The following is a 21,548-nucleotide window of genomic DNA, read 5'->3' as shown; positions in this document are numbered from 1 at the left end:
TCGATGAGGTCAGTCCGATGTCCGATGAATTCCCGCTGGGGCAGCCACTCGACTGGCGTCCGGTGCCGCTGCCCAGTGCCGAAAACTGCGAAGGGCGCTGCGTGCGTCTCGAAGCCCTCGATCCTGAACGGCATGGCGCGGCGCTGTATGCCGCCGCCTGCAGTGGCGATCCGCATCTGTGGGATTACATGGCCTACGGCCCGTTCGCCGATGCCCAGGCTTTCGGCGAGTGGCTGCAGCGGCAGGCTGCGTCGAGCGATCCGCTGTTTTTTGCGCTGGTCGACAAGCACAGCGGGTGCACTTGCGGCATGGCGGCGTATCTGCGCATCACGCCCGAGCACGGCGTCATCGAAATCGGTCATATCTGGTTCGGTGCCTCGCTGCAGCGCAGCACGGCGGCGACCGAGGCCATCTATCTGCTGGCGCGGCGCGCCTTCGAGCTTGGCTACCGACGTCTGGAATGGAAGTGCGATGCGCTGAACCGCCGTTCCCGGCGGGCCGCCGAACGCTTCGGCTTCTGTTTCGAGGGCGTATTCCGCCAGCATCTGGTGGTCAAGGGCCGCAACCGTGACACCGCCTGGTTCGCGATGCTGGACTGCGACTGGCCGCAGCGGCAGGCAGCTTTCGAAGCCTGGCTGCAGGCGGTGGCAGAGTCCGCGGACGGACGTCAGCCGCAAACGCTGGCCGAGCTGCGCGGCACCCTCACGGCTCAGGACTGAGCCGTTTCTTTCGGATTATCAACACGCGCGGACCCGATCGGGCCCAGCGCGCGCTCCCGATTCCTCCAGCGCTGCAGCATTGCCTTTGTTGCGATGCAAAAAACCGCATGATAAACAGCGTTATGTTCTGGCTGAGATAACGCTCGGAGGAATGATCGTGGAGTGGGTGAAGGTGCGTCGATGGTCTCGGGTGGTTCTGTGCGGGAGCCTTGGCCTGTTGCTGGTGCACGCGGCGGCGGCGGCCGAGCTGCTGGTGTTTGCCGGTGCCGGCCTGCGCTCGCCGGTGCAGCAGCTGGCCGAGCGTTTCCAGCAGCGTGAACATGTCGCGGTGCAGATCGAATACGGTGGCTCCGGCGCGCTGCTCAACCGAATTCGTGAAAGCGGCCGTGGTGATGTCTTCGTGCCAGGTTCACTGCGTTATGCCGAGCCGCTGCAGGCCGGCAATGAAGTACTGGCGGTGTTGCCACTGGTGCAGCATGCGCCGGTGATTGCCGTCAACCGTGCTGCGGCGCAGCGCATCGAGACTTTTGCTGACCTGGCTAAACCGGGCGTCAAGATCGGTTTGGGGGACCCGCAAGCGATGGCGCTGGGACGCACCGCGGCTGAAATCCTCGATCACTCAGGCCTGCGCAGCGAAATCGAAGCCAACGTCGTGGTGCGCGCCGCCACCGTCAAGCAGCTCGCGCTCTATGTTGCCGATGGCGATGTCGATGCGGCGATCATCGGCGCGACCGATTACGCCGAGCATGCCGACAAACTGGTGTTGCGGCCGATTCCGGCGGGCTGGTTCAAGCCGGAAATCGCCGGTGCCGTGGTGCTGCGCTCATCCGCTGATCCGGCGCTGGCCAAGCGCTTCGCCGAGTTCATGGCCAGCGAGGAAGGGCTGACTACCTTCGAGCATTTCGGCTTCCCGCGCGCCACCGCGGCCGACATGGCGATGCCGGCCCCTGCCGCGCACTGACCTCGACTGTGTTTCTGCGTCTTGCTCTGCTGCCACTGCTGCTGTTCGCGCTGCTGGTGGTCGCTGTGATCGTCGCCCTCGGTATGCGTGTCGAGCTGGCAACGGTGCTGGCAGTGCTGGGGTCGATGGAGGTGCGCTTCGCGCTGCTGCAGTCGCTCGGCGTGTCGCTGGCCGCGCTGGCGATCGCGCTGCTGCTCGGTGTACCGGGGGCCTGGGCACTGCGCCAGTGGCGCGGCCGCGGCCGCATGCTGCTGGAAACCGTGCTCGACCTGCCGCTGGTGATGCCACCGCTGGTGGTCGGCGTCGGCCTGCTGTTTCTGTTCGGCCGGCGCATGCTCGGCGAACCGCTGGCGAGCCTCGGCATCGAGCTGCTGTTCTCGCCGGCCGGGGCGGTGCTGGCGCAGGCGTACATCGCGATGGCGGTGGTGCTGCGCAGCTCGGTGGCGAGCTTCGCCGCACTCGACAGTGGCTATGCCGCCTGTGCCAGCACGCTCGGCCTGAAGCCGCTGGCAGTATTCGTCCATGTCGAATTGCCAATGGCGATGCGTGGTATCGCGGCCGGGGCCGTGCTCGCCTGGGCACGGGCGCTCGGTGAATTCGGCGCCACGCTGATGGTCGCCGGCGCCACGCGCCTGCGCACCGAAACGCTGCCGATGGCGGTCTACCTGAACATCGCCAGCGGCGATACCGATACCGCCGTGGTCTGTGCACTGCTGCAGCTGCTGCTCGCGGCCGGACTGCTGCTCGCGCTGCGTCTGCTGCGCCGCCCGGAGCTGCCGGCATGAGCGGCGCGGCCCTGCGCATCCGCGGGTTGGCGGCTGGCTGCCTCAGCGGTATCGATCTCGATGTCGCCGCCGGCAGCATCGTCTGCGTCTGCGGGCCGTCCGGAGCCGGCAAGAGCACCCTGCTGAAGGCGGTCGCCGGTCTGCAGCCGCCGGTGCACGGCGAGGTCTGGCTCGGTGAGCGCGACCTGCTCGGTGTGCCGGTGTATGCGCGCGGACTGGGTTACGTCGACCAGGATCTGCACCTGTTCCCGCATCTGAGTCTGCTCGACAACGTCCGCCTCGGCCTGCGCCGCCTGCACCTCGGCCGGCGTCAGGAGCATGAGGCTGCCGCGCACTGGCTGCAGCGTGTTGGCCTGGGGGCGCTGCTGGCGCGCCGTCCGGTGCAGGTCAGCGGAGGGGAGCGTCAGCGGGCGGCGCTGGCCCGTGCGCTGGCCGGCCGTCCGGCGCTGCTGCTGCTCGATGAGCCGTTCAGCGATCTCGATCTCGACACGGGTAACAGCGTGCGCGACCTGCTGCTGACGCTGCAGCGCGAACTCGGGCTGGCCACGCTGCTGGTGACACACCAGGCTGAGGATCGCGCGCGACTGGCCGATCGCGTGCTCTGGCTGCGGGACGGTCGTCTGCGCGAGGACGCTCCGCCTCAGAGCGGCAGCGCCGGGTCGGCGACCGCGAGCATGACGTCCTCGGGATCGATCGACACCCATACCGCGGTGCCGGCGGCCGGTGGTCGTGGTGCATCGACGCAGCCGGTGGCGTAGACCACGCGTCCCTGATTGAGGCGGATGGCGAGGTGATCGCTGTCACCGTCACTTTCGATGACACCGCGGAAGACGTTGTCGCCCTGCGGTATGTCGTGGCGGTAGACCTTGATCGTCGTCGCCTTGATCAGCGCCATCACCGCCCGTTCGGGGGCCAGCGACAGCCGGCTGATCGCCGAACGGGTCAGACGTGCACGCAGCGGCAGGCCGCCGATGTCGAGCACGACGTCGTGGCGGCGCCCGTTGTCGAGCACCTCGCGCACGCGGCCCAGCAGCTGGTTGCTGGCGCTGACCGTCAGTCCGAGGCGCAGGTACAGCGCCTGTGCCTCGGCCGCTTCGCTGCGCCGTTCGGCCAGCGCCGAGAGCAGGCGGGCGTGGATGCGTTCGAGCTCGCGGAACAGGCCGACCGCCCGCCGTCCGTATTCGGTGAGCGACGAACCGCCGCCGTGACGACCGCCTTTCTGACGCTCGACCAGTGCCTCTTCGGCGAGGTTGTTCATCGCGTCGACGGTATCCCAGGCGTTCTTGTAACTCATGCCCATCGCGCGGGCGGCTTCGGCGATCGAGCCGGTGGCATCGATGTGTTCGAGCAGTTCGGCGCGGGAGTGGCCGAGGAACGGGCGTCCCTCGCGTTCCAGCCAGAAGCGGCTGTCGGCCTGCAGTTCGGTCGGTGGCGTGTCGGGCATCGGACGGATCTCGCGGCGGAGGGTGGACGGAACGGGCGAGCGGGTGCCCGCAGGCACATCCACGGCTGGAGTCTGCTTTTGCGATATGTTACTGCTGACATATCGCCGTTGCGAACATCCCCCGAGCGTTCCCGGGCCGCGACTGCGGCCAATTCCGATCTGAGAGGTTGTTATTGCCATGAATATTCGGCCACGCCACCGCCTGGCAACTCTGTGTGCAGCGCTGCTGCTGCCGCTTTCGGTATCCGCTGGCGAGCTGATCGTTTCTGCCGCGGCGAGTCTGACCAATGCGTTCAAGGAAATCGGTCAGGGCTTCGAAGCCGCGCATCCCGATGCCAAGGTCACGATGAACTTCGCGGCCTCGGGCGCACTGCTGCAGCAGATTTCCCAGGGCGCGCCAGTGGACGTGTTTGCTTCGGCCGACCAGGAGACCATGAATCGCGCGGCTGACGGCGGGCATGTCCTCGATGGCACGCGCGTCAACTTTGCCGGCAACCAGCTGGTCGTCGTCACGCCGGCGGATTCAAAAGTGAAGCTGGAAAAGCTGAGCGACCTGAAGGCTGACGAGGTCAAGCGCATCGCGATCGGCAATCCGTCGTCGGTGCCGAACGGCCGCTATGCCAAGTCGGCCCTCGAAGTGGCGAAGCTGTGGGCGTCGCTGGAGCCGAAGCTGGTGCTCGCCGATAACGTGCGCCAGAGCCTGAACTACGTCAGCCGCGGCGAGGTGGAGGTCGGCTTCGTATTTGCCACCGACGCCGCAACCGACAAGGAGCACGTGAAAGTCGCCTTCAGCGTGCCTCTGGAAAAGCCGATCGTGTACCCGATCGCGCAGATCAAGACCACGCAGAATGCCGAACTTGGCAAGTCCTTCATCGAGTATGTCCGTTCACCGGCTGGCATTGCGGTACTCGAACGCTACGGTTTCACCAAGCCCTGATCCGGTTCAGGTGTCCTGCACTGCCGCTGTCCGCGGGACGGGGATGTCGGTCGTCAGCAGGATGACATCCGTAGGCTCGACCATGATCCGCACTTGCGCCCCTTCGGCCAGCCAGGATGGCGTGCCGGAGGGCATCACGGCGTGCAGCATGCGTCCGCCGCCGAGTTTGACGACGACTTCACCCTCGTCGCCGATGCGTTCGATCCGCGCCACGAAGCGGTTGCCGACGGGTGGTGCCGCTTCGGCCGCGCCGCACAGACGCAGGGCCGTCGCCTTAATCAGCGCGATCACCCAGCTGCCGTTCTGCAGCGCCAGGCGCTGCACGCTCGACGGCAGCAGCTCCGCATACAACCGGTCATCGCCACCGAGATCGAGCTCGATGCGCGCCACACAGCCTTCCTGCTCGATGCTGCAGATGCGGGTGAGCAGCTGATTGCGCGCACTGGCGACGATGCCGAGCCGGCCGAGCAGGGCCTGCACACCGGCTGCCGCCGGGTAGCGCTCGACCAGACCGTCGAGCAGGCGGCTGTGCGCCGATTCGAGCTCGCGGTAGAGCGCGATGACCTCTTTGCCGTAAGCGGTCAGCCGTGTGCCGCCGCCGTGTTTGCCGCCTTTCTGCCGTTCCACCAACGGCTGTTCGGCCAGATTGTTGATGGCATCGACATTATCCCACGCCGTCTTGTAGCCCATGCCCATCAGTCGTGCCGCCTCGGCGATCGACCCGCAGCTGTCGATACGTTCGAGCAGTTCGACACGCCCCCGGCCGAGAAATGGCTGCTCGTCGCGCTGCAGCCAGAACCGGCCCTCGATGCGTAGCCTGCTGGTATCCATCCTCGTCTCCTCTTGTACTGACAGGATATGTCGGCACACGGAGACTGCGCATGACAGATTTGTGACTGCCAGCCTGACAGAGATCAACTGAAGCGCGCGCGCAGCTCGCGTTTGAGCACTTTGCCGGTGCTGTTGCGCGGCAGCATCGGCAGCCAGAGGTATTGCTTCGGGCGCTTGTAGCGGGCGATGTGCTGCAGACACAGCTCATCGAGTTCGGCGTTGCCCGGTGTCAGCTGCGGGTCGCGGGCGACCAGGCAGGCGACCACCTGCTCACCCCATTCGGCATCCGGGCAGCCGATCACCGAGACCTCGGCCACCCCCGGATGGCGCAGCAGGACTTCCTCGACCTCGCGCGGGTAGATGTTGCTGCCGCCGCTGATGATCAGATCCTTGCTGCGGTCGCGCAGCATCAGAAAGCCGTCGCCACCGAAGCTGCCGACATCGCCGGTATGCAGCCAGCCGCCCTGCAGGGCGCGGGCGCTGGCCACCGGGTCCTGCCAGTAGCCGGACATCACCACGTCGCCGCGAACCACGACTTCACCGGCTTCGCCGTCGGCCAGCGGCTGACCGAGCTCGTCGACGACGCGCACCTCGACGCCGCTGCGCGGGTAGCCGACCGAGGCCAGGCGGGCCTCGTAATCGGCATGGGCGATATCGGCGTGGGCGCTGCGATCGAGCGCGGTGATGGTCATCGGGCTTTCACCCTGGCCGTAAATCTGCGCGAGCTTCGGTCCGAGCACATCGAGCGCCGAGCGCAGATCAGCCAGGTACATCGGCGCGCCACCGTAGACGATGGTGCGCAGATGACGCAGCGCTGCTTCATCGACGTGGCTGGTGCACAGGCGGCGAAGCATCACTGGCGCGGCAAAGAAGCTCAGGCCCGGATACTCGCGCAGCAGCGTCCAGACTTCCTCCGGGTCGAAATGGTCGCTCTCTGGAATCACCTGACAGGCGCCACGGGCGATGTGCGGCAGCATGTACAGGCCGGAACCGTGCGACAGCGGTGCCAGATGCAGCATCGCGTCCTGCGGCCCGGGGCGGTCGAGATCGGCGAAGTAGGCCAATGTCATCGCCAGCAGATTGCGATGACTCAGCATCGCGCCCTTCGGCCGGCCGGTGGTGCCGCTGGTGTAGAACAGCCAGGCCGGCGCCGCCGCATCGACCTCGGCGCAATCGAGTCCGGCGGGATACTCGGCGATGGCGTGATATTCGGGCGCATCGATGGCGATCAGCCGCTGCAGCGTCGGGCAGTCGTGCTGATACGCCGCCAGCTCGCCGGCCAGCTCCGGGCCGACGAAGCACAGCCGGGCGCCGCTGTGGCCGAGAATCCAGGCGAATTCGCTCGGGTGCAGGCGCGGGTTCATCGGCACCGCGATCAGCCCGGCCTGCCAGCAGCCGAACAGGATCTCGAAGTATTCCGGGTAATTGCCCATCGCCAGGCCGACGCGGTCGCCCGGTGCCAGCCCGCGCGCGCGCAGCGCGGCGGCGACGCGACGCGTGCGCTGCGCCAGTTCGCGGTAGGACAGCAGCACGCGATCGTGCAGCGCCACTGCCGGGCGCGTGCCGTAGCGCTGCGCCGTGTTGTTGAGCAGGTGAGCGATGTTCATGGCGGCCTCTCCGCAGCCAGCAGAAAAAGGCGGGAGCGGCACGACGCCTCGACCGCTCCCGCAGTGGGGGTGATGGAGAGCGACCCTCAGCCAGCCCCCACTGGCCGAGGTGGAGGAGACACCTGTTTATCAGCGTTTACCGGTGCGCCGGTGGCGGCGCGCAGGGCGGCCAGGCTGACGTCCGGGGCGAGCTCGACCAGGTGCAGGCCGTCGTCGCCGACATCGAGTACGCCGAGCTCAGTGATGATGCGGTTGACCACACGCTGGCCGGTCAGCGGCAGCGTGCAGGCCGGCAGGATCTTCGACGCACCGTCCTTGGCGGTGTGTTCCATCAGCACGACGACGCGCTTGACGCCGGCGACCAGATCCATCGCCCCACCCATGCCCTTGATCATCTTGCCGGGGATCATCCAGTTGGCCAGATCGCCGCTGGCCGAGACCTGCATCGCACCGAGGATGGCGAGGTCGATGTGGCCGCCGCGGATCATCGCAAAGGAGTCGGCCGAGGAGAAAAACGCCGCGCCGGGCACGGCGGTCACCGTCTGCTTGCCGGCATTGATCAGGTCGGCGTCGACGGCATCGTCACTCGGGAACGGGCCGATGCCGAGCAGGCCGTTTTCCGACTGCAGCCAGACGTCGATACCGGGCGGAATGTGGTTGGCGACCAGCGTCGGCAGGCCGATGCCGAGGTTGACGCAGTAGCCGTCGTGCAGTTCGAGCGCCGCGCGCGCCGCCATTTCATCGCGGGTCCAGGACATGCGGGCAATCCTCAGGCAGAGACCGCGGCGCGCGGGCGCACGGTGCGTTGTTCGATGCGCTTTTCCGGCGCCGGATTGAGCACCAGACGCTGAATGAAAGCGCCGGGCGTGTGGATGGTGTCGGGGTCGAGCGTGCCGAGCGGGACGATCTCCTCGACCTCGGCGACGGTGACGCGTCCGGCGGTGGCCACCTGCGGATTGAAGTTGCGCGCGGTCTTGCGGTAGACGAGGTTGCCGGCGCTGTCGGCCTTCCACGCCTTGACCAGTGCCACGTCGGCACGCAGCGCCGGTTCGAGCAGATAGGTTTCGCCGTCGAACTCGCGGGTTTCCTTGCCCTCGGCGATCGGTGTGCCGACGCCGGTGCGGGTGAAGAAGGCCGGGATGCCGGCGCCACCGGCGCGCAGCTTTTCGGCCAGCGTGCCTTGCGGCGTGAATTCCAGCTCCAGCTCGCCGCTCAGGTACTGGCGTTCGAACTCGCGGTTCTCGCCGACGTAGGACGAGATCATCTTGCGGATCTGCCGGGTCGCCAGCAGCAGGCCGAGGCCGAAGCCGTCGACGCCGGCATTGTTGGAGATGCAGGTCAGATTGCGCACGCCGCTGTCGCGCAGCGCGACGATCAGCGCTTCGGGGATGCCGCAGAGGCCGAACCCGCCGACGGCGAGCGTCTGCCCGTCGGCGAGGATGTCGGCGAGCGCGGCGGCCGCGCTCGGATAGAGTTTGTTCGCCATGTCGAAATCTCCGGGGGAGGCCGGTGCGCCAGTCGGGCGCGGCCAGTGGCGTGAGGGGGGCTGTCCTCAGTCGGCGACGAGGATCACCTTCATCGCGTTTTCCTCGGCGGCATTCGCGAATACGCGGTACGCCTCCAGGATCTGCTGCAGCGGAAAGTGGTGGGTGATCAGGCTGCCCGGCGCCACGCGACCGGCCTGCACCACCTGCAGCAGCATCGGTGTGGTGCTGGTGTTGACCAGCCCGGTGGTCAGCGTGATGTTGCGGAGCCACAGCTTCTCGATGTGCAGACTGACCGGCACGCCGTGGACGCCGACGTTGGCGATATGGCCGCCGGGCGCGACGACTTCCTGACAGATGTCGAAAGTCGCCGGCACGCCGACCGCCTCGATGGCGACATCGACGCCGCGGCCGCCGCTCAGCGCCATGATCTGTTCGATCACCGCGCCCTGAGCCGCATTGAGGGTGTGGGTGGCGCCGAGCCGGCGTGCCGCGGCCAGCCGGTTTTCATCCATGTCGACCATGATCAGCCGCGCCGGCGAGTAGAACTGCGCCGTCAGCAGCGCCGCCATGCCGACCGGCCCGGCGCCGACGATGAGCACCGTGTCGCCGGGTTTGACCTGGCCGTTGAGCACGCCGATTTCCAGCCCGGTCGGCAGGATGTCGCTGAGCATCACCAGCGCTTCTTCATCGGCGCCGGCCGGAATGTGATGCAGGCTGTTGTCGGCATGCGGGATGCGCACGTACTCGGCCTGCGTGCCGTCGATCAGATGGCCGAGAATCCAGCCGCCATCCGAGCAGTGGGCGTAGAGCTGCTGCTTGCAGTTGGCACAGCGGCCGCAGGCACTGATGCAGGAAATCAGCACCCGGTCGCCGGGACGGAAACTGGTGACGGCGCTGCCGACCGCCTCGATGACGCCGACACCTTCGTGGCCGAGGGTGCGGCCGGCTTCGACGGTGGGCACGTCGCCTTTGAGGATGTGCAGATCGGTGCCGCAGATCGTCGTGCGGGTGATGCGCACGATGGCGTCGGTGGGTTTGACGATCTCGGGTTGCGGCTTGTCCACCCAGGCCTTCCGGCCGGGCCCCTGATAGACCAGTGCTTTCATCGTGCCTCTCTCCTGGTGGCCGACGGGGCAGGCGTCCCGGGGGCTCCGGGACGCTGCCGGCGGGCACGACTGCCTGCGCAGCCGTGCCCGGACTCGGGTGGCTCAGTCGGCGCGTTCCGGCACCGGCAGGCCCATCCACTCCTGGTAGAAGCCCTCGATGTCGGGCTCGAAGTCGTGGATCACCGGGTACCACGGGGTCGGTGCCTCGACGTCGTGCATCGTGCCGCACTGCGGGCAGTAGTACTCGCGATACACCTGCCACTGGGTGTCGGGCGCCATCAGCTGCGGGTAGACCTCGGCCATCGCCTCGGGCGTGTCGCGCACGTAGATGTGGGCGTGCAGCTTCCAGTTCTCGCGGTAGTCACAGAACTCGTGACCGCAGTCGCACTTGATCTTCCACTGCTTGGTCGCCGCCGACTGGGCGATGTAGAGGTGCGGACCGAGCGGCAGCACGATGAGATCTTCCCAGTCGACCTTCTGCTGCAGCGACTTCAGGTAGAGCTGGAAGCGCTCCTGATCCTTCGGCATCGACAGCATGCGCATCGTGGTATCCCAGTCGAGCTTGCCGTCGACCAGCTTGTTGACCTGTTCCTGCGTGTACATGGACATCGGACTATCTCCGTGAATTGTTCAGGGGAGCTGATGCGGCCGCATCACTCTTCGACCAGCACGACGGTGTGCACGTCGGGCAGCAGTGACAGGTCCATGCGATAGGTCGAGCCGTAGGACGGCACTTCCAGTTCGGCTTCGGTCAGCGTCCAGCTCTCCGGCAGGTTCCAGAAGCGGCGGAAGTCGCCGAGGAACTTCGCCGACAGGCCGAAGCTGGTGGTGAACATGTGGCGCACCTGCTGCGAGGCATGCTTGGTCAGCACGCGTTCGCGCTCCTCGCGCATCCACTCGCTGGTCGGCACGGCACGGGCCAGGCGCTCGCGGCGGATTTCGCCACGGCGGCGGGCGGTGGCCGGCACGTCCACGCTCCACAGGCCGGCGGCGTCCTGCGCGATCACCGCGCCATAGACCTTCTGCGCGTACTCGGGCAGCAGCAGCGCGTTGTTGAGGTCCTTGGTGATGGCTTCCGGCTCGCGATCGAGCGGATCACCGAAGCCCGGGCCGCCGCGCAGGTAGTTCAGGTACAGGTCGTAGTTGTCGTAGCAGTCCTCGGTGGTCATGCACTGCTGGTCGCGCTTGATGCGGGCCGTGGCGTCGATGTGGCGCTCGTAGTCCGGCGCGTCCGGGTTGGCGTCGGCGCCGAGCGGCAGCGAGTCGCCGATGGCGATGCGCTCCTTGAGCCCGGTCTGGTGCGCCTCGAAGCGGTAGCCGGTGGCGGACGGATAACCGCCCATCAGGCCCCAGTCCGAGTTCATGTAGCCGTTGCCCATGAAGAACATCGTCCAGTCCTGCGCCTTCCAGACCATGCGCAGGGTCTCGAAGCCGCAACCGCCACGGTACTTGCCGTAGCCGCCGGAGTTGCACTTGGCGTTGCGACCCAGGTAGAGCAGCGGTTCCGCCATCTCCCAGATCTCGATGTCACCCGTGTCGCCTTCGGGGTTCCAGATCGCGGCGGCGTGGTTCAGACCGTCCTTGATCGCGCCGGCGCCGGTGCCGCAGGAGCTGGCCTCGAAGCTGTTGACGGCGTGAATCTCACCGTCCTGATTGATGCCGCCGCCCTGCAGCCAGTTGGAGGTATTGGCGTTGCCGGAGTTGACCTCTTCCAGATAGCCGCGGCTGAAGTAGGCCTGCGACAGCCCGCGCCACATCGCGCTCCAGCCGGAGACCAGGAAGTGCCAGGCGTAGGCGTGGCCGGTGCGGCGGTCGTCCGGGTTCATCCACGCGCCCTTGGGCAGGCGGAACTCGGTGCCGAAGTAGGCGCCGTCGTTGATGCGCTGCGTCGGCACCAGCGTCTGCGTCATCATCACCCAGATGCCGGAGGTGAAGGCGACCTGGTGGGCGTTGTAGCTGTGCCAGCCCCAGCGGCTCGCGCCGTCGAAGTCCAACCGCCAGGAGCCGTCGCGGCGGATCTCCATTTCCACCGGCGAGTGCATGATGGTGTCGAGCTTGGCGAAAGCCGACGGCGTCTGCACGTCCGGGTGGTTGTAAGGCACGTCGACGAAGGCGACCTTGCGGTATTTGCCGGGCAGCGTCATCGCCTTCAGGCGGGTCTGCAGGCCGCGGCGGCCTTCCTCGATGACCTCGTAGGCGAACTTCTCGTAGGCTTCGAGCCCTTCCTCGGCGATCACTTCCTCGATCAGCTCGCGGATCATGTGGCAGCCGGCGATGCGGGTGCGCTCATCGAGAATCCAGTACTTCGGCGTGCGCACCGAGCGCTGCGACTCGTGCAGCCAGTCCTTCAGCGGCTGGTCCTTGACGCCGGTCTTGCGGCAGGTGACCTGATAGCCGTCGCCGAAGCGCTGCACCTGGCCGGTGGACATCGAGCCCGGCGTCACCGCGCCGGTGTCGATGACGTGGGTGACGCCGCCGACCCAGCCGACCAGCTTGCCCTCGGCGAAAATCGGCACGATGGTGGCAATATCGCAGGGGTGGACGTTGCCGATCGAGCAGTCGTTGTTGGTGAACATGTCACCGGGCTCGATCCCGGGATTGCTCTCCCAGTCGTTCTCGATCATGTACTTGATCGCGGCGCCCATGGTGCCGACATGGATGATGATGCCGGTGGAGGTCAGCACGCAGTCGCCGGCGGCGTTGTAGAGCGTGAAGCACAGCTCGCCTTCCTGCTCGACGATCGGGCTGGCGGCGATCTTCTTCGCCGTTTCACGGGCATGCACCAGGCCGCCGCGCAGCTTGGAGAACATCTTCTCGTAGCGGATCGGGTCGGCTTCACGCAGCTCCAGGTGCTCCAGGCCGTTGTAGTGGCCGGTCGCCTTGGTGCGGGCGAGGATGCCGTCACGGAACTGCTTGAGCGTCTCGCCGGTGCCGAGCAGGTCCGGGCGGATGGCTTCGATCTTGGTGGGCATGTTCATGGGACGGGGCTCCTCACTTCACTTCGCGCAGGTGGAACAGGCGGTGCTTGTCGATCGTGGTTTCGAAGCCGTCGGGAACGACGAAGGTCGTCGCGTCGGATTCGATGACCGCCGGTCCGCGCACCTGGTTGCCGGGCTGCAGCAGCTCCATCTTCCAGATCACGGCGTCGATCCACTGCTTGTGGCGGTAGAACGGACGGCTGCCGATGCGGGCCGCCGGCGGTGGCGTCGGGCCTGCTTCCGGGTCCTCGGGCAGGACTGGTTTCTGCGTGGCGACGAGGCCGCGCATGATCGCGCCGGTGACGCTGAAGCCGAGTTCCGGCGAGCGTGCCGAGCTGGCGTAGACGCGGGAGTAGGTGTCCTCGAAAGCCTCGACGATGCGGTCCCAATCCTCAGCGCTGCTGGCGTTGGTGATCGGTGAGGTGATTTCGAGGTCGTTGAGCTGCCCCATGTACTGCATGCGGTAGCCAGGGCGCAGGATCACGTCTTCGGGCTTGAAGCCGTTGATGACGAATTCCTCGACCACCTTGGCGGCGAGCTGTGACCAGGCTTCCTGGATGGTCGCGCAGGCCGTGGTCTTATCGGCCTCGGCGGCGCTCTGCGGCAGGGCGATGTCGACGCTCTTGTCGTAGCGGTACTCGAAGTCGGCGCAGGCGCAGCCGAAGGCCGAGAAGCCCGCCGCCCAGGCCGGCACCACCACGTCCTTGAAGCCCAGTCCTTCGGTGTAGCCGTAGGTGTGCACCGGACCGGCGCCACCGTAGGAGAAGCAGACGAAGTCGGTCGGGTTGTAGCCCTTGGCGCTGATGTTGGCGCGCAGGTACTCACGCAGCTGCAGGTCGAGCAGCTCGATGACGCCGGCCGCGGCATCCTCGACGCTGAGGCCGAGCGGATCGGCGATCTGCACCTTGATGTGCTGGCGGGCACGCTCGACGTCGAGCTTGATCGCGCCACCGAGGAAGTTTTCCGGGTTGAGGTAGCCGAGCACGACGTGGCAGTCGGTGACCGAGACGGTGTCGAGCCCGCTGTCCGGCCAGCAGGTGCCGACGCGGTAGCCGGCGGAGTCCGGACCGAGCTTGATCGAGCCGCTGTAGGGGTCGAGGCGCACGAAGGAGCCGGCGCCGGCACCGACCGAGTCCATCGCCACCAGCGGCAGCGACAGCACCAGGCGGGCCATGTCCGGGTCGGAAGCGATGGCGAAGCTGCCCTTGGTGATCAGCGCCATGTCGAAGGACGTGCCGCCGATGTCGGAGCAGGCGATGTTCTCGTAGCCGAGCGCCTCACCGAGCAGCTTGGAGCCGATGACGCCACCGATCGGACCGGAGACGATGGTGCGGGCGAGTTCCTTGGCCTTCCAGGAGATGGTGCCGCCGTGGGTGGCCATCACGCGCAGGTCGAACTTGGCACCGTGCTTCTTGAAGCGGTCGCTGACCTTCTGCAGCGTCTGCCGCGAGGGCTCCGCGGCGTAGGCCTCCAGGATGGTGGTGTTCATCCGGTGGCTTTCTTTGCGCTGCGGGTAGTAATCGACCGAAGCGAATACCGGCAGGTCGGCACCGAGCGCGGCCAGCTCCGCACGGCAGATGTCGCGCGCCTGCTGTTCGCTGGTGCTGTTCTTGTGTGACTGCAGCAGGCAGATCGCAATCGCCTTGGCACCGGCGGCGACCAGCTCGCGGGTGGCCTGGCGCACATCGTCCTCGCGCAGCGGAATGACGACCTGGCCCTGCACGTCGGTGCGCTCGGTGACGCCGCGGGTGCGTGACAGCGGCACCAGCGGCTCGTCATAGCGGTGGGTGTTGAGGTGAATGCGGTCTTCCAGCGCGTAGCCGAGGTAGCTCTGGATCGCGCGGCCCATCGAGTGCACCTGCTCGAAGCCCTTGTTGACGATCAGGCCGACTTCGAGACCGCGGCGCTGCACCACGCGATTGAGCATCGCGGTGCCGGAGTAGACGCAGGTCACCAGCTCCGGGTAGACGTCATCGACGCTGCGACCCCAGTGGCCGAGCGCGTCCTGTGAGGACTCGAAGATGGCGAGCGACTCGTCGCCCGGATTGCTCTGCGCCTTGCCGACGACAAAGCGGCCATCGGCGCGGACGAAGAACGTATCCGTCATCGTACCGCCGGCGTCGATGCCCATGACCTCGACTCTTTCTCTCACTGCTTGCACGGTGTTTCTCCTCAATCAGTGGTTGGAACCGGGGTGTCCCGGTCCGTCCGGTCGACGCCGGGTGTGCCGGTCGCCGCCGAATGCCATATCGCAAGCGGCGTGCCACATCATGAAAAATCATGTAATTTATTGATAAATAATGGTTTTTATGTGTGACAGGGGCGTTCGAGGTGAACGGACGAGCGTCCGGAAATCGAACGCATCGCGTCCGCAACATGGGTGGATACCGGACGCCCGGACGCATGCTGCAGACGCGATGAACGCCCCTGGCGGCGATCGCGGTCGCGATGCCGCGGAACATTGCGGCGCTTTCACCATCGGAAAACCGATGCCGCTGATGGCATGCCACTGCTGATGACCGACGATGCTGCTGCCGATACTTGCCCTGCTTTGCGGACTGGCGCTGCTGGTGTGGAGCGCCGATCGTTTCGTCGACGGCGCCGCCGCCGCCGCGCGACATGGCGGACTGCCGCCGCTGCTGATCGGCATCGTCATCGTCGGTCTCGGCACCTCGGCGCCGGAGATGGTGGTGTCGACGCTGGCGGCGCTGCAGGGCAATCCGGGCCTCGCACTCGGTAATGCCTACGGCTCGAACATCACCAACATCGCGCTGATCCTCGGGCTGACCGCGCTGTTCAGCCCGATCACCGTGCATTCGCAGGTACTGCGCAAGGAGCTGCCGATCCTCGTCGCGGTGACGCTGTTCGCCGCCTGGCAGCTGCAGGACGGCGCGGTGTCGCGGCCGGAGGCGCTGCTGCTGCTCGCGGTGTTTGCCGGGCTGATGGCGTGGACGCTGCGCGAAGGTCTGCGCGGCACGGGCGATGCGCTGGCCGATGAAACCGCCAGCGAACTGGCGCAGCAGGGCATGAGCCTGCGCCAGGCGCTGTTCTGGCTGGTGACCGGTCTGCTGCTGCTGATCCTGGCCTCGCGCGTGCTGGTGTGGGGCGCGGTGAGCATCGCTCAGGCCTTCGGGGTCAGCGACCTGATCATCGGCCTGACCGTCGTGGCCATCGGCACCTCGCTGCCGGAGCTGGCGTCCTCGCTGATCGCCGTGCGCAAGGGCGAGCACGACATCGCCCTGGGCAATGTGATCGGCTCGAACCTGTTCAACACGCTGGCGGTGGTCGGTCTCGCCGCGACGATCGAGCCGGCCGCCGTCGGCGCCGAGCTGTTCCGGCGCGACGTACCGGTAATGGTGCTGCTGACCGTCTCACTGCTGCTGATCTGCCGCGGCTTCGGCGGCCGGCCGGGGCGCATCAGCCGCGCCGAGGCCGCCGGCCTGCTCGCCTGCTATATCGGATACATGGGCTGGCTTGGCCGCAGCGTGCTGGCGGCATGAGCCGCGCGCGGGCGAGCCGTCGTCGAGCACCGGGAGAATGCTGTCATGTCGATGATGCTGCAGGGTAAACGGGTGCTGCTGCTGCAGGCCGACGCCTTCATGGGGCCGGTCCTGTGGCGCGTGTTCAGCGAACACGGTGCCGATGTCGTGGCCGATACCGGCGAGCTGGTCGACGTCGACGCCCCGGCGCGGGTGGTCGCCGCGGCCGGCGAGTTCGACATCCTGCTCGCCAATCTGGCGCTGCCGGCGCCGTCGACACCGGCCACCGAGGTCGACGAGGCCGAATGGCGCGAGGTGTTCGCCACGCTGGTCGATCCGCTGCCGCGACTGTGCCGCGCGGCGGTGCCGGCGATGAAGGCGCGCGGCCACGGCAAGATCCTGCTGATCGGCAGCGCCTCGGCGCTGCGCGGCATGAAGCGCGCCTCGACCTACAGCGCCGCGCGCGGCGCGCAGCTCGCCTACGTGCAGGCGCTCGGCGTCGAGCTGGCGGCATACAACATCCAGGTCAACGCCATCGCGCAGAATTTCGTCGACAACCCGACCTATTTCCCGGCCGAGGTGCAGGCCAATCCGCGTTTTCAGGAGCGGCTGAAGCGCGAGGTGCCGCTCGGCCGGCTGGTCAGCGCCCGCGAGGATGCCGAATTCGCCGCCTACCTGTGCAGCGACGCCGCCAACTGCTTCGTCGGCCAGGTGTTCCCGGTCTGCGGCGGCTGGGTCGGACGCTGAGCCGGGCTCAGAGCGCGGCGACGCGCACGTCGACCAGCATCTGCGGCACGGTCTCCGCCGGGCCGAAGAAGCTGCCGGCGATCGGCGGCACCGCCTGCGGATGACGGGCGACGGCCACGGCGATGTGATCGCTGCCGACGACGCTGCCGCCGGTCTGATCGAAGCCCTTCCAACCGGGGCCGGGCAGGTAGACCTCGGCCCAGGCATGCGTCGAGGCATGGCCGCGCTCGGTTTCCGCAGTGTGCAGATAGCCGCTGACGAAGCGGCTGGCGAGACCGAGCGCGCGGCAGGACTCGATGAACAGCGTGGCGTAGTCGCGGCAGCTGCCGGCGCCGAGCGCCAGCGTCGTCGCCGGTGACTGCACACCGGGCTCCTCGCGCACGCCGTACTCGAAGCTGTCGCGGATCGCGCGGTTGAGGCGGTCGAGCAGCACGTAGGTCTCCATCGGTGCCAGACCGAGGCCGAGCCCGCGCAGCCACTCGCGCACCTGCGGCTGTTCGTCGGCGAACACCGGCGCACACAGCGCGTCGAGATCGGGGCGTTCCTCCGCCGGATAGATGAAGGGGTGCTGCACGGCGTAGTCCTCGACCAGAAAGTCGAGCGGGGCGTCGTCGAAATGGGTGATGAGCACCTCGCTGCTCACCGTCAGCTGGCTGCTGGCCTCGTTGAAGGTGGCGATGGCGACGGCGTTGTCGTTGGCATCGCGACACCAGCGCAGCAGCGGCTGCGGTTCGATGTCGAGGCGGGCGGCTTCGATGTGGATCTCGCGTCCCTCGCGCGGGCGCAGCATCAGGCGATGGGGGCCGAGGCGGACCGCGACAGGGAAGCGGTATTCGGTGCGATGGATGATTTGCAGGCGCTGCATGGGAGGATCCTCCGTTCGCACCCGCACGGTCCGGTGACAGGCATGCGGGTAGGCGTCCGTCACTATACGGGGGGCTGTGTCTGTGCGGTCCCGTTCTGACGCCATTGCTTGTGCGACTGGTGCACGAAGGCGCACAAGCTGACTGATGTACTGTCCGCTCTTGCTCCGTGCCTGCGGAGACGGCGGACGGGCGGGCAGAGGAGTCTCGACGCTATATGCAAATCCGGCTTGGCTACGAACTGCTTTACGATTGCCCTCAGCCCACGCCGATGATCCTGATGTTGAGCATCCATCACTCGCGGGCGCCGGACCTCATCGTTCCCGATCAGCTGATCACCCGCCCGTCGATCCCGGTGAGCACCTATCGCGACGGTTTCGGCAACGGCTGCAGCCGTATCGTCGCGCCGCCCGGACGCCTGCAGCTGTCGAGTACTGCCATCGTGCGTGATTCGGGGCTGCCGGACCCGGTGGTGCCCACCGCGATGCAGCATGCGGTTGAAACGCTGCCCGAGGAAACGCTGGTATTCCTGCTCGGCAGCCGTTACTGCGAAACCGATCGCCTGTCGCAGATTGCCTGGGATCTGTTCGGGCATGTGCCGCTGGGGTGGGCGCGGGTGCAGGCGGTGTGTGATTTCGTGCACCGGCACATCACCTTCGGCTACGAGCACGCGCGGGCGACCCGCACGGCCTATGAAGCGCTGCTAGAACGCGTCGGCGTCTGCCGTGATTACACCCATCTTGCGATCGCGTTCTGCCGCTGCCTGAACATTCCGGCGCGTTACTGCACCGGCTATCTCGGTGACATCGGCGTGCCGCCGCCGCATGAGCCGATGGATTTCTCGGCCTGGTTCGAAGTGTTTCTCGGCCATCGCTGGTACACCTTCGACGCCCGCAACAACACGCCGCGCATTGGCCGGGTCTTGATGGCTCGCGGACGTGACGCGGCGGACGTGGCGATCAGCAACACGTTCGGTCCGAACACGCTGGTGAGTTTCCGTGTGTTCACCGACGAGATCATCGGGGTCTGAAGCTATAGCGGGATGGCAAAGTCTGCTGTCAGCGGTGAGGGTTGGTCGGTGAGCGTGGTGCAGGCGCATGGGCGCTGGCCCATTTCAGTGTGATTCCGCATGAATGCACTCGACCACGCTACTTTCATGTCTGCTGCCGGACTGCCCGCTACTGCGTTTGCTCGGTGATTTCGCTCTCGTTGAAGCGTTTTGCACGATGCTTTCCGCGGCCGCGCAGCAGCGGATGTCAGTGTTGCAAGGGCGTAGCGGCCGTGCGCTGGCCTCAGTCGCCCGATGGGGTGGCTGCGATCAGCGGGCGGCCGACGCGTATCTTCGGGCGGGCGATGGTTTGCGAGGGCAGTTCGCCGAACAGGCTGCGGTAATGGGCGGCGAAGCGGCCGAGCTCGACGAAGCCCAGGCGATGCGCGACGTCCGCGACTCGGGTCTCACTGCTGTCGACGGCGAGCAGTTCGCGCCGGGCGGCATGCAGGCGCCAGTGGCGGATGAAACTGAGGGGCGACAGGCCGACGTGGGCATGAAAGGCGTACTGCAGACTGCGTTCGCTGATGCCGGCGACCCGGCACAGCTCGCTCACCGTCACCATGGTGGCGTTGCTGGTGCGCAGATATTCGAGCGCGCGCTGCAGGCCCCGCTGGCTGCGGGCCATGTCGGCTCGCGGTGCCGCAGGGACGCAGTCCGTCCCCAGTCGGGACAAGCGCTGCAGCAGATCCTGCTCGAACGAGTGCACCACCGCCCGATGGCGGAAGGCCTCGGGGCTTGTCAGTGCCTGCTCCAGCACCCACTGCAGCCAGCGGCCGAAATTTTCGAGCCGCTCCGGCGCGTCGATCAGAAAGCGCACCGCCGCCGCATGCATCAGCTGGGACAGGCATTCGCCCGCCAGATGCTGCTGCAGAAAGGGCAGGGAGACGAGGAGGATCAGATGGCTCTGGCCCGCATCGACGACCGCATCGACCCCGCCAGGCAGCGCGATCGGCAGGCCGTTCGCCTGTGGCCCTGTGTTCCAGTAGACGGTGCGCGCGCCGGTGCGCAGGGGCACCGACAGGGTCAGCATGTGCGCCGGCGTGAGTCCGTGCGCGCGCAGGCAGGATGAATAGGATTCCTGGTAGAGCACGACCGACGGCGTGACCAGATAGTCCTTGTGATTATGAAAGCTGTGCGTATCCAGCAGTTTGGCCAGCAGCTCCCACGGCGCCGTGGTTTGCTCCCATAGACTGAAGTCGTCGACATCGATCCGCCCGATCAACACCTCCGGGTTCGGGTGTTCGCTCGGGCCTTCAGGGGTCGCTTGCCACGCCACGCCATGCACTCCGCGCCGGGGTAAACGTATGTAAATAGATGGTGCGCGCGCATATGAAAAGCCTTTCCCGGCAGAATGTGTGTTTTTTTTCATCTTTGCGGAAAATGCATAACGGCGCGGCGAATCTTTGACCTAGGCTTCTGGCGCGGTGTGGCGTGGCCGGGGTGGCGAATGGAATGTCCGCGGTAACCGGCGAGTGATTCGGTGGCCGGTTGCGCGTTGCACAGACCGTCGCTTTTGACCCGGAGGCGCTGCCCGTCGGCCAGGCGTTTCCATTTGGAGTCGCAGCCATCGTTTGAGCGTGCTTCATATCCGCCAAAGTCAATTCACGACTGCAGGGCTGTGCGTAATGAAGACAAAACCGATATCGATGTCCACGGCAGGTGCGGTTTGCGCGGGACTGCTGTTCTGCATGGCGCCGTTTTCATTGCACGCTGACGATTCTGCCGATGCCGCTGCGCAAGCCAATAATCCACTGGCGAACATGACGGCGTTCAATTTGCAGAATTATTACATCGGTCGCCTGACTGAAACGGACAAGGATGCAAACCAGTTCTGGTTTCGTTATGCCGAGCCCTTCCGCTTATTCGGCGGCAACTGGCTGATGCGCGCCTCGCTGCCGGTGAACAGTTATCCGGCGCTCGACGGCTCCGGTAAAACCACCGGGGTGGGGGATCTGAATGTTTTTGCGGCTTATTTGATCGATACCGGAAATCCGGCAGTCAGTTTCGGCATCGGTCCGCAGCTGACGGCCCCTACCGCCAGCGACGACGATCTCGGCAGCGGCAAATGGTCTGCCGGTTTTGCCAATGTGCTGTTCAACGCCGAGTCCAAGCGCTTTCAGTACGGTTACCTGCTGACCTGGCAGGCCAGCTTCGCCGGTGATCACGATCGCAATAACGTGAATGTCGCTGCGCTGCAGCCGTTTGCGTTTTTCCAGCTGGGGCAGGGGCTGTATCTGCGCTCGGCACCGATCATGGCCTACAACTTCGAAAACAATGCCTATAGCGTCCCGATCGGTCTCGGCATCGGTCAGGTCATCAAAAAAGGCAATACCGTTTTTAATTTTTTCATAGAGCCGCAGTATTCAGTTGCCTGGAAGGGACCGGCGCAGCCGGACTGGCAAATTTTCGCCGGCTTCAACATGCAGTTTCTACACTGATCCACAGAGGCTGTTTTGATGCCCGCCGCCCGGCAGGATGCCAGGCACTGTTTGTCGTGACCTGTGTGGCGTAGTCAAAAAATATAATTATTCGAGACATTGATTAATAAAAAAA

Annotated in this window: 20 protein-coding genes; 9 read left to right on the top strand and 11 right to left on the bottom strand. The window is 66.3% G+C overall.

Annotated elements, in window-relative coordinates:
* Positions 1-35: 35 nt before the first annotated feature.
* From C7443_RS00520 to C7443_RS00505, 4 genes are all read left to right on the top strand, one after another.
* Positions 36-719 (top strand): GNAT family N-acetyltransferase, encoded by a 684-nt coding sequence (locus C7443_RS00520; RefSeq protein ID WP_110017007.1) that lies wholly within the window; start codon positions 36-38, stop codon positions 717-719.
* A gap of 172 nt (positions 720-891) precedes the next feature.
* Positions 892-1,680, top strand: coding sequence for a molybdate ABC transporter substrate-binding protein (gene modA, locus C7443_RS00515; RefSeq protein ID WP_170123425.1), 789 nt, complete (start codon positions 892-894; stop codon positions 1,678-1,680).
* A gap of 8 nt (positions 1,681-1,688) precedes the next feature.
* The gene (locus C7443_RS00510; RefSeq protein ID WP_246004482.1) at positions 1,689-2,465 is read left to right on the top strand and encodes an ABC transporter permease; all 777 of its coding nucleotides are present in this window, start codon (positions 1,689-1,691) and stop codon (positions 2,463-2,465) included.
* Positions 2,462-3,223 carry an ABC transporter ATP-binding protein gene (locus tag C7443_RS00505; protein WP_110016621.1) on the top strand — a complete coding sequence of 254 codons (762 nt, stop codon included), beginning with the start codon at positions 2,462-2,464 and terminating at the stop codon, positions 3,221-3,223. The genes C7443_RS00510 and C7443_RS00505 overlap by 4 nt, the downstream gene beginning before the upstream one ends.
* Here C7443_RS00505 and C7443_RS00500 read toward each other — a convergent pair.
* Positions 3,106-3,909, bottom strand: a complete 804-nt coding sequence (locus C7443_RS00500; protein WP_170123424.1) for a molybdenum-dependent transcriptional regulator — start codon at positions 3,907-3,909, stop codon at positions 3,106-3,108. The genes C7443_RS00505 and C7443_RS00500 overlap by 118 nt on opposite strands.
* Before the next feature lie 178 nt (positions 3,910-4,087).
* Here C7443_RS00500 and modA (C7443_RS00495) point away from each other — a divergent pair, with 178 nt between their 5' ends.
* Complete coding sequence (modA, locus tag C7443_RS00495; RefSeq protein WP_110016619.1) at positions 4,088-4,846, top strand: molybdate ABC transporter substrate-binding protein; 759 nt, start codon at positions 4,088-4,090, stop codon at positions 4,844-4,846.
* A 6-nt stretch (positions 4,847-4,852) separates the two neighbouring features.
* Here modA (C7443_RS00495) and C7443_RS00490 read toward each other — a convergent pair whose 3' ends face one another.
* The 8 genes from C7443_RS00490 to C7443_RS00455 form a co-directional block, all read right to left on the bottom strand.
* Entirely contained in the window at positions 4,853-5,677 is an 825-nt protein-coding gene (locus C7443_RS00490) for a molybdenum-dependent transcriptional regulator (protein ID WP_110016618.1), read from the bottom strand.
* A gap of 83 nt (positions 5,678-5,760) precedes the next feature.
* The gene (locus C7443_RS00485; protein WP_110016617.1) at positions 5,761-7,284 is read right to left on the bottom strand and encodes an AMP-binding protein; all 1,524 of its coding nucleotides are present in this window, start codon (positions 7,282-7,284) and stop codon (positions 5,761-5,763) included.
* An 86-nt stretch (positions 7,285-7,370) separates the two neighbouring features.
* Positions 7,371-8,042: a CoA transferase subunit B gene (locus C7443_RS00480; protein WP_110016616.1), complete on the bottom strand. Its 672-nt coding sequence runs from the start codon at positions 8,040-8,042 to the stop codon at positions 7,371-7,373.
* Positions 8,043-8,053: 11 nt separating this feature from the next.
* Complete coding sequence (locus tag C7443_RS00475; protein WP_110016615.1) at positions 8,054-8,770, bottom strand: CoA transferase subunit A; 717 nt, start codon at positions 8,768-8,770, stop codon at positions 8,054-8,056.
* 66 nt (positions 8,771-8,836) lie between these two features.
* Positions 8,837-9,877 carry a zinc-dependent alcohol dehydrogenase family protein gene (locus tag C7443_RS00470; RefSeq protein WP_110016614.1) on the bottom strand — a complete coding sequence of 347 codons (1,041 nt, stop codon included), beginning with the start codon at positions 9,875-9,877 and terminating at the stop codon, positions 8,837-8,839.
* Between the two features lie 102 nt (positions 9,878-9,979).
* Positions 9,980-10,486: an acetone carboxylase subunit gamma gene (locus tag C7443_RS00465; protein ID WP_110016613.1), complete on the bottom strand. Its 507-nt coding sequence runs from the start codon at positions 10,484-10,486 to the stop codon at positions 9,980-9,982.
* Between the two features lie 44 nt (positions 10,487-10,530).
* Positions 10,531-12,855 carry a hydantoinase B/oxoprolinase family protein gene (locus tag C7443_RS00460; protein WP_110016612.1) on the bottom strand — a complete coding sequence of 775 codons (2,325 nt, stop codon included), beginning with the start codon at positions 12,853-12,855 and terminating at the stop codon, positions 10,531-10,533.
* Between the two features lie 13 nt (positions 12,856-12,868).
* Positions 12,869-14,986 carry a hydantoinase/oxoprolinase family protein gene (locus C7443_RS00455; protein WP_211346123.1) on the bottom strand — a complete coding sequence of 706 codons (2,118 nt, stop codon included), beginning with the start codon at positions 14,984-14,986 and terminating at the stop codon, positions 12,869-12,871.
* Between the two features lie 394 nt (positions 14,987-15,380).
* Here C7443_RS00455 and C7443_RS00450 point away from each other — a divergent pair, with 394 nt between their 5' ends.
* Both C7443_RS00450 and C7443_RS00445 read left to right on the top strand, forming a co-directional pair.
* A complete protein-coding gene (locus C7443_RS00450) occupies positions 15,381-16,355 on the top strand; it encodes a calcium/sodium antiporter (protein WP_110016610.1) in 975 nt (324 codons plus the stop codon).
* Between the two features lie 45 nt (positions 16,356-16,400).
* A complete protein-coding gene (locus C7443_RS00445; RefSeq protein WP_110016609.1) occupies positions 16,401-17,081 on the top strand; it encodes an SDR family oxidoreductase in 681 nt (226 codons plus the stop codon).
* A 7-nt stretch (positions 17,082-17,088) separates the two neighbouring features.
* Here the strand turns inward: C7443_RS00445 and C7443_RS00440 are convergent, their stop codons facing one another.
* A complete protein-coding gene (locus tag C7443_RS00440) occupies positions 17,089-17,946 on the bottom strand; it encodes a transglutaminase family protein (protein WP_110016608.1) in 858 nt (285 codons plus the stop codon).
* A 215-nt stretch (positions 17,947-18,161) separates the two neighbouring features.
* Here C7443_RS00440 and C7443_RS00435 point away from each other — a divergent pair, with 215 nt between their 5' ends.
* A complete protein-coding gene (locus tag C7443_RS00435) occupies positions 18,162-18,974 on the top strand; it encodes a transglutaminase-like domain-containing protein (protein ID WP_110016607.1) in 813 nt (270 codons plus the stop codon).
* A 262-nt stretch (positions 18,975-19,236) separates the two neighbouring features.
* Here C7443_RS00435 and C7443_RS00430 read toward each other — a convergent pair whose 3' ends face one another.
* Positions 19,237-20,271, bottom strand: coding sequence for an AraC family transcriptional regulator (locus C7443_RS00430; RefSeq protein ID WP_110016606.1), 1,035 nt, complete (start codon positions 20,269-20,271; stop codon positions 19,237-19,239).
* Between the two features lie 412 nt (positions 20,272-20,683).
* Here C7443_RS00430 and C7443_RS00425 point away from each other — a divergent pair, with 412 nt between their 5' ends.
* Positions 20,684-21,433 (top strand): hypothetical protein, encoded by a 750-nt coding sequence (locus C7443_RS00425; RefSeq protein ID WP_110016605.1) that lies wholly within the window; start codon positions 20,684-20,686, stop codon positions 21,431-21,433.
* Positions 21,434-21,548: the final 115 nt, after the last annotated feature.

Source organism: Plasticicumulans acidivorans, assembly GCF_003182095.1.
In the GTDB taxonomy this organism is placed as follows: Bacteria; Pseudomonadota; Gammaproteobacteria; order Competibacterales; family Competibacteraceae; genus Plasticicumulans; species Plasticicumulans acidivorans.
This window is presented reverse-complemented; position numbering and strand designations above follow the sequence as displayed.